At 74.4% G+C, this 6,246-nt stretch carries 6 protein-coding genes and 1 pseudogene; 1 reads left to right on the top strand and 6 read right to left on the bottom strand.

Features of this window, described 5'->3' with window-relative positions:
• The 6 genes and pseudogenes from sepX to galU form a co-directional block, all read right to left on the bottom strand.
• On the bottom strand, positions 1 to 673 hold a 673-nt coding region (sepX, locus tag GCU69_RS11725), incomplete at its 3' end, for a divisome protein SepX/GlpR (protein WP_328629990.1).
• A 151-nt stretch (positions 674 to 824) separates the two neighbouring features.
• Positions 825 to 1,448 carry a GNAT family N-acetyltransferase gene (locus tag GCU69_RS11720; protein ID WP_176604568.1) on the bottom strand — a complete coding sequence of 208 codons (624 nt, stop codon included), beginning with the start codon at positions 1,446 to 1,448 and terminating at the stop codon, positions 825 to 827.
• A gap of 242 nt (positions 1,449 to 1,690) precedes the next feature.
• Positions 1,691 to 2,191, bottom strand: a pseudogene (locus tag GCU69_RS11715) (MogA/MoaB family molybdenum cofactor biosynthesis protein); the annotation flags it as partial.
• Positions 2,188 to 2,730, bottom strand: a complete 543-nt coding sequence (gene moaC, locus GCU69_RS11710) for a cyclic pyranopterin monophosphate synthase MoaC (protein WP_170315832.1) — start codon at positions 2,728 to 2,730, stop codon at positions 2,188 to 2,190. The gene moaC and the pseudogene GCU69_RS11715, both read right to left, overlap by 4 nt.
• Before the next feature lie 55 nt (positions 2,731 to 2,785).
• Positions 2,786 to 4,318, bottom strand: coding sequence for a molybdopterin molybdotransferase MoeA (locus GCU69_RS11705; protein WP_156205952.1), 1,533 nt, complete (start codon positions 4,316 to 4,318; stop codon positions 2,786 to 2,788).
• 34 nt (positions 4,319 to 4,352) lie between these two features.
• Complete coding sequence (gene galU, locus GCU69_RS11700; protein WP_098752367.1) at positions 4,353 to 5,255, bottom strand: UTP--glucose-1-phosphate uridylyltransferase GalU; 903 nt, start codon at positions 5,253 to 5,255, stop codon at positions 4,353 to 4,355.
• A gap of 81 nt (positions 5,256 to 5,336) precedes the next feature.
• Here galU and GCU69_RS11695 point away from each other — a divergent pair, with 81 nt between their 5' ends.
• The gene (locus GCU69_RS11695; RefSeq protein ID WP_156205944.1) at positions 5,337 to 5,951 is read left to right on the top strand and encodes a 5-formyltetrahydrofolate cyclo-ligase; all 615 of its coding nucleotides are present in this window, start codon (positions 5,337 to 5,339) and stop codon (positions 5,949 to 5,951) included.
• Positions 5,952 to 6,246: the final 295 nt, after the last annotated feature.

Below are 6,246 nucleotides of genomic sequence, written 5' to 3'. Positions count from 1 at the left end.
AGACGAAGCGGCGGCGTTCCTGCGTACGGAGATGGACGATGTACGTGCTGAGCAGCAGGGCGGGCACGGCCGGGGCCCAGAGGAAGGCGAGCCCGCCGACCGCGGCCACGACCGAGCCGAGCGTGAACGCGAGGAAGAGCATCATGGTCGTGCGGCGGCGGCGCGCGAGCACCTTCGAGCGGCGGGCGCGCTCGGCGGCGGAGGCTCCGGCGGCCTTGGCCGGGGCGCGGCGTGCGGCAGGGGCCGGACGGCCAGCCGGCGCAGCCTGCGGCTGCCCGTCGGCGTGCGGGTCGTCGGCGTGCGGGTCGTCGTCCCGGGGTGCGGCGGCGTCCGTCCGGCTCCGGGGGTCGCGCAGTTCGCCGGGGACGGGAAGGACCGCGGACAGCGCGAAGTCCCGGACGTCGACCGTCCCGGTCGGTGCGTCCGGGTCGGCACCCGGCTCCGGTGCGGCGGGGGCGGCGGAACCGCCCGCGTCGTCGGAGTGGCGCTCCTCCAGGTCCTTGGCGTAACGGCGCTCCATGGCCGCCCGTCCCGACAGCAGCCGGATGGCGGTGGAGAAGCGTTCCGTCGGACGGGCTTCGTTCAGCTCGTCCTGCCTACGGAGCCACATCGGCACCAAGTAGGCGGCCCAGGCCCCGACGATGACTGCGTAGATGAGGCCGCTGCTGCTCACGCCTCACACGGTAGAGGGGTTTGCGCAAGCCCATCCGCCAATTGGCCCGGTGTGTCGCACGATCTGGCTGATAACTCGAACTTTTTTTGTGATTGTTGAGATCGGACGGCTGGGATTGTGGTCAATTGCCGTTTGTTTTCGAACACTTATTTTATTTGTGAGCGGTTCCGGGCCGGACCCGGTGCCAGCGCGCCAGCAGCCCGCTCGGCACCTCCTCCGCCGTCAGGGCGTAAACCAGGTGGTCACGCCACGCCCCGTCGATGTGGAGATAGCTCGGGCGCAGACCCTCCTCGCGGAATCCCAGTTTTTCCACGACGCGGCGGCTCGGTCCGTTCTCCGGCCGGATACAGACCTCGATGCGGTGCAGACCAACCCTCCGGAAGCAATGGTCGACCGCCAGGGCGACCGCCGTCGGCGTCACTCCGCGGCCCGCGACCGCCCGGTCCACCCAATAACCGATGTGCCCCGAGCACATCGATCCCCAGGTGATCCCGGCGACCGTCAACTGCCCGGCCAGTTGGCCGCGGTATTCCACGACGAACGGCAGCATCCGTCCGGCGTGCGCCTCCGAACGCAGATGGCGGACCATCTGGCGGTACGTCGGGCGGCGCACGGGCGCACCGCCCGGTCCCGGTGGCGGGAGGGTCGCCTCCCAGGGGCGCAGCCACTCCCGGTTGCGCCGGTTGACTTCGCGCCAGGCCCGCTGGTCGCGCAGCCTTATCGGGCGGAGGACCACATCGCCGTCCGCCAGTTCCACCGGCCAGACGGGAGTCATCCGTGCGTCCCGTGGCCGGCCCCGCCGCCGCTCCGGCCGCCACCGGAGCCACTGGTGCCGTCTGTACCCCCGGTGCCCCCGGTGCCCCCTGTGCCGTCGGTGCCGCCTGTGCCGCCTGTGCCGCCTGTGCCGTCGTCCGTCACCCCGTCGCCGGTCACGCCGCCTCCGGCACCCCCGGTGGCATCGGCTCCCTCGCTGCCCCCGTCGCCGGTCACGCCGTCGCCGGTGCCGCCCGTGCCGTCCCCGGTGCGCGGGTGGTCGCCCCCGTGGATCTGGTCGACGGCGTGCACCAGCAGCCGGCCGAGGACGGCGAGCCCGTCCCGTACGCCGCCGGACGAGCCGGGCAGGTTGACGATCAGCGTGCCGCCCGCGACCCCCGCCAGTCCCCGGGAGAGCGCGGCCGTCGGGACCTTCGCCCTGCCCTCGGCCCGGATCGCCTCCGGGATGCCGGGCACCTCGTGGCCGAGTTCGGCGAGGACCCGGCGGGTCATCTCCGGGGTGCGGTCGGTGGGCGAGATGCCGGTGCCGCCGGTGGTGACCACCACGTCGTACGAGGCGGCCACCGCCTCCCGCAGGACGGCCTCGACGGGCTCGCCGTCGGGCACCACCCGCGGCCCGTCGGTCTCGAAGCCCAGCGCCGCCAGGCCCTCGGCCAGCAGCGGACCCCCGGTGTCGCGGTAAACCCCGGCCGAGGCCCGGTTGGAGACGGTGACGGCGAGGGCGCGGCGGGGCGGCGCGTTCACGCGGCACCGCCGGTGGTGTCCGCCGGGGCGGAGTCCCGGTCCGCGGCGCCGGGGTCGTCCCCGCGCCGCCAGTCGCCCGACTTGCCGCCGGTCTTCTCCTCGACCCGTACGTCCGTGACGACCGCCTCCTTGTCGACGGCCTTCACCATGTCGATCACCGTGAGAGCGGCCACCGTGACGGCCGTCAGGGCCTCCATCTCGACCCCGGTCCGGTCCGTCGTCCGCACCCGGGCCCGGATCTCCACGGCGTCGTCGGCGACGGACAGTTCGACCTCGACCCCGGAGACCGCCAGCGGGTGGCAGAGCGGGATGAGGTCCGGGGTCCGCTTGGCGCCCATGATGCCCGCGATCCGGGCGGTCGCGAGGGCGTCGCCCTTGGGCACGCCCTCGCCCCGCAGCAGTTCGACGACGCGTGGCGAGACGAGCACCCGGCCGGTGGCCCGGGCCGTGCGCGCGGTGACGTCCTTCCCGGAGACGTCGACCATACGGGCCGCACCCCGCTCGTCGAGGTGCGTGAGGTGCTGCTCGGCGCTGCTCATCGTTCTCCCGGTCCCGGTCCCTGTGGGCAGATACGGTACCGGCCGCGGCGCCCTTTCAGCGCAGGAGGATCACGTCCACCTCGGCGCCCGGTGCCACGGACGTGGTGTCCTCCGGTACGACGATCAGCGCGTCCGCGTCGGCGAGGGCCTTCACAAGATGGGAGCCCGCTCCCCCGACCGGGCTGACGGTGCCGTCGGCGTACCGGCCGCGGAGGAACTGCCGCTTCCCGGCCGGGGACGAGGCGACTCCCTCGGGGCAGACCGCGCGAAGGGTCTCCCGCCGGGTGTCCGGGACCCCCATGAGGGCGTGGATCGCGGGCCGGACGAACAGCTCGAACGAGACATACGCGCTGACCGGGTTGCCCGGCAGGGTCAGCACCGGGGTGTGGTCGGGGCCGATCCGGCCGAAGCCCTGCGGCTTGCCGGGCTGCATGGCGAGCCGCCGGAAGTCGACGCCTCCGGACGGCGCGGCGGACCGGCCTCCGGCGGCTCCGCGGGCATCCCCGGCGGCGGGCGCCCCGTCGGTGCTCTCCTCGCCGGCGGCCCCGGCAGCCGTGCCGGAGTCCCCGGCGGCGGATTCCGGGCCGCCGGCGGCGGGCTCCCCCGCGCGTGGCTCCTCCGCGCCGGGCGGCTCCTCCACGCCGGACCCGTCGTGCGGGGCGTCGAGCGGCCTGGACAGCGCCTCCTTGACGACGTCGTACGCGCCGACGCTCACGCCTCCGCTGGTCACCAGCAGGTCGGCGCGGATCAGCTGGTCCTCGATGGTGGCCCGCAGCGTCTCGGCGTCGTCGGACACGGCCGAGACGCGGTAGGCGATGGCCCCGGCGTCCCGGGCGGCGGCGGTCAGGGCGAAGCTGTTGGAGTCGTGGATCTGTCCCGGTGCCAGCTCGGTGCCGGGCGGCACCAGCTCGCTGCCCGTGGACAGGACGACGACGCGCGGCCGCGGGCGGACCTTGACCGTCGCCCGGCCGATCGCCGCGAGCAGGCCGATCTGCGGCGGGCCGAGCACCGTGCCCGCGGCGAGCGCCAGCGACCCCGCGGCGATGTCACTGCCGCGGGCCCGGACATGGGCCCGGGCTCCCGCGGGCCGGTGGACGAGCACCTCGCCCCCGGCGCCCCGCGGGTCGGAGCTGTGCGCGGTCATCCCGGTGGCGGGGCCGCCGCCGGTGCCGCCGTCGGTCCACTCGACCGGTACGACGGCCTCGGCGCCCGGAGGCAGCGGCGCGCCGGTCATGATCCGGGCGGCCTCCCCGGGCCGGACCCGGGGGAGCTTGCCGCTGCCCGCCGCGATGTCGCCGATGACGGTGAGCCGCACCGGTGAGTCCTCGGCCGCGTCCGCGACATCGGCCGTCCGGACGGCGTATCCGTCCATCGAGCTGTTGTCGAACGGCGGCAGCGCGACGGGGACGGTGACGTCCTCGACGAGAACGCAGCCCTGCGCGTCGAGGAGCTGCAACTCCAGCGGCTCCAGCGGCTGGACGTGCCGGACGATGTCGGCGAGGTGCTCGTCCACGCTCCAGACGCGGGGCTCCCCGCCCGTCGGGGCGGCCGCCGGGGCGGTGGCGGACTCCCGGTCCGTCCCGGTCACCGTCTCGGCGGCCTGCTCAGCGGTGCTCAAAGTGCTACATCTCCTCCGCGGCGAACTTCCGAAGCCAGGCCCGGAAGTCCGGTCCCAGGTCCTCACGTTCGCACGCGAGCCGGACAATGGCCCGCAGGTAGTCTCCCCGGTCACCGGTGTCGTAACGGCGGCCCTTGAAGACGACGCCGTGCACCGGTCCGTCCGGCCCGGCCTCCTGGGCCATGGTCTGGAGGGCGTCGGTGAGCTGGATCTCGCCGCCGCGGCCCGGCTGCGTCTTGCGGAGCACCTCGAACACCGAGGGGTCGAGGACGTAGCGGCCGATGACCGCGTAGTTGCTGGGGGCGTCGGCGGCGGCCGGCTTCTCGACGAGCCCGGTGACCCGGACGACGTCCCCGTCGCCGGTGGGCTCGACGGCGGCGCAGCCGTACAGGTGGATCTGTTCCGGGTCGACCTCCAGGAGGGCGACGACGCTGCCGCCGTGCTCCTCCTGCACCTCCACCATCCGGGCGAGGAGCGGGTCGCGGGGGTCGATGAGGTCGTCGCCGAGGAGGACCGCGAAGGGCTGGTCGCCGACGTGCGGCGCGGCGCACAGCACGGCGTGGCCGAGGCCCTTGGGGTCGCCCTGGCGGACGTAGTGCATGGTCGCGAGGTCGCTGGACTCCTGCACCCGGGAGAGACGGTTTTCGTCGCCCTTGCGCCTCAGGGCCTCTTCGAGTTCGTAGTTGCGGTCGAAGTGGTCCTCGAGCGGGCGCTTGTTGCGTCCGGTGACCATGAGGACGTCGGAGAGCCCGGCCGTGACGGCCTCCTCCACGACGTACTGGATCGCGGGCTTGTCGACCACCGGCAGCATCTCCTTGGGCGTGGCCTTGGTGGCCGGGAGGAAGCGGGTGCCGAGTCCGGCCGCGGGAATGACAGCCTTGCTGATCCGGGAGCGCGATTCAGTCATGCGGAGAACCATAACCGGAACGTATGAGTGGAAGGTGACGTTCCGGTATGAGTGAAAGGAAAGGGGAGGTTTCCGCCCACGATGGATGCTGTTCAGCATGGCAAGTCCGCGTTGCGACGCGGCCTGCTCCAGATGAGATCGCGGTTGACGGAAGATGACGTTTCCACGACGGGATCGGCCCTCGCGCGGCGGGCGCTGGAACTGCCGGAACTCGCTGCTGCCAACACCGTCTGCGCCTATGTGTCGGTCGGCGGCGAGCCGCCGACCCGGGAACTGATCGACACGCTCCGGGGCCGCGGCACCCGGGTGCTGCTGCCGGTGCTCCGGGACGACGACGACCTCGACTGGGCCGCGTACGAAGGCCCGGGGCGGCTGTCCCCGAGCGGCCGGCCGGGCCGGATCGGCCTGCTGGAGCCGGCGGGCGCGCGGCTGGGCCGGAGCGCCGTGCTGGACGCGGACGCGCTGCTGCTGCCCGGGCTCGCCGTGGACGGGCGCGGTCTGCGGCTCGGCCGCGGCGGCGGCAGCTACGACCGGGTGCTGCAACGGCTCGCCGACGCGGGCGCGGACCCCGCGCTGCTCGTGCTGCTGTACGACGGCGAACTGCTCGACGCCGTACCGGCGGAGCCGCACGACCGTCCCGTCCAGGCCGCCGTGACCCCGTCGGGCGTGCACCGCTTCCCGCCCGGGCCGGGCTGACGACGGGCTTCGGCGGGGCGGGCGGCGGCTTGGATACGGCTTCGGCTTCCGCTTCGGCGGCGGCTGGACTTCCGCCGGCGGACACCCCCGCGCGGACGGTCGGGGCGGACGGGCGTGCGGACGGGCCGGGCCCGGCGGACGGACCGGCCCGGCGGGCCGCTTCCGCCCGGCCGGCGTTCCGCTCGCGCTCATGGACTCCCCGCCGGGACCGGCCGCCACCACGTACCCGGAACGGGCGCCGCACGCGTACGGCGCGGACGGGCGCCCACGCGCACGGCCCCGGCGGCGGGCACCC

It is taken from the genome of Streptomyces lycii, from assembly GCF_009735685.1.
GTDB lineage: Bacteria > Actinomycetota > Actinomycetes > Streptomycetales > Streptomycetaceae > Streptomyces > Streptomyces lycii.
Note: the sequence above shows the minus strand (reverse complement) of the source record. Positions and strands in the feature narration are given on the sequence as shown.

Excerpts from the sequence above, each read along its gene's own strand:
- GCU69_RS11720 (WP_176604568.1), bottom strand. The coding sequence starts at position 1,448 with ATGACTCCCGTCTGGCCGGTGGAACTGGCGGACGGCGATGTGGTCCTC.
- moaC (WP_170315832.1), bottom strand. The coding sequence starts at position 2,730 with ATGAGCAGCGCCGAGCAGCACCTCACGCACCTCGACGAGCGGGGTGCG.
- galU (WP_098752367.1), bottom strand. The coding sequence starts at position 5,255 with ATGACTGAATCGCGCTCCCGGATCAGCAAGGCTGTCATTCCCGCGGCC.
- GCU69_RS11695 (WP_156205944.1), top strand. The coding sequence starts at position 5,337 with ATGGATGCTGTTCAGCATGGCAAGTCCGCGTTGCGACGCGGCCTGCTC.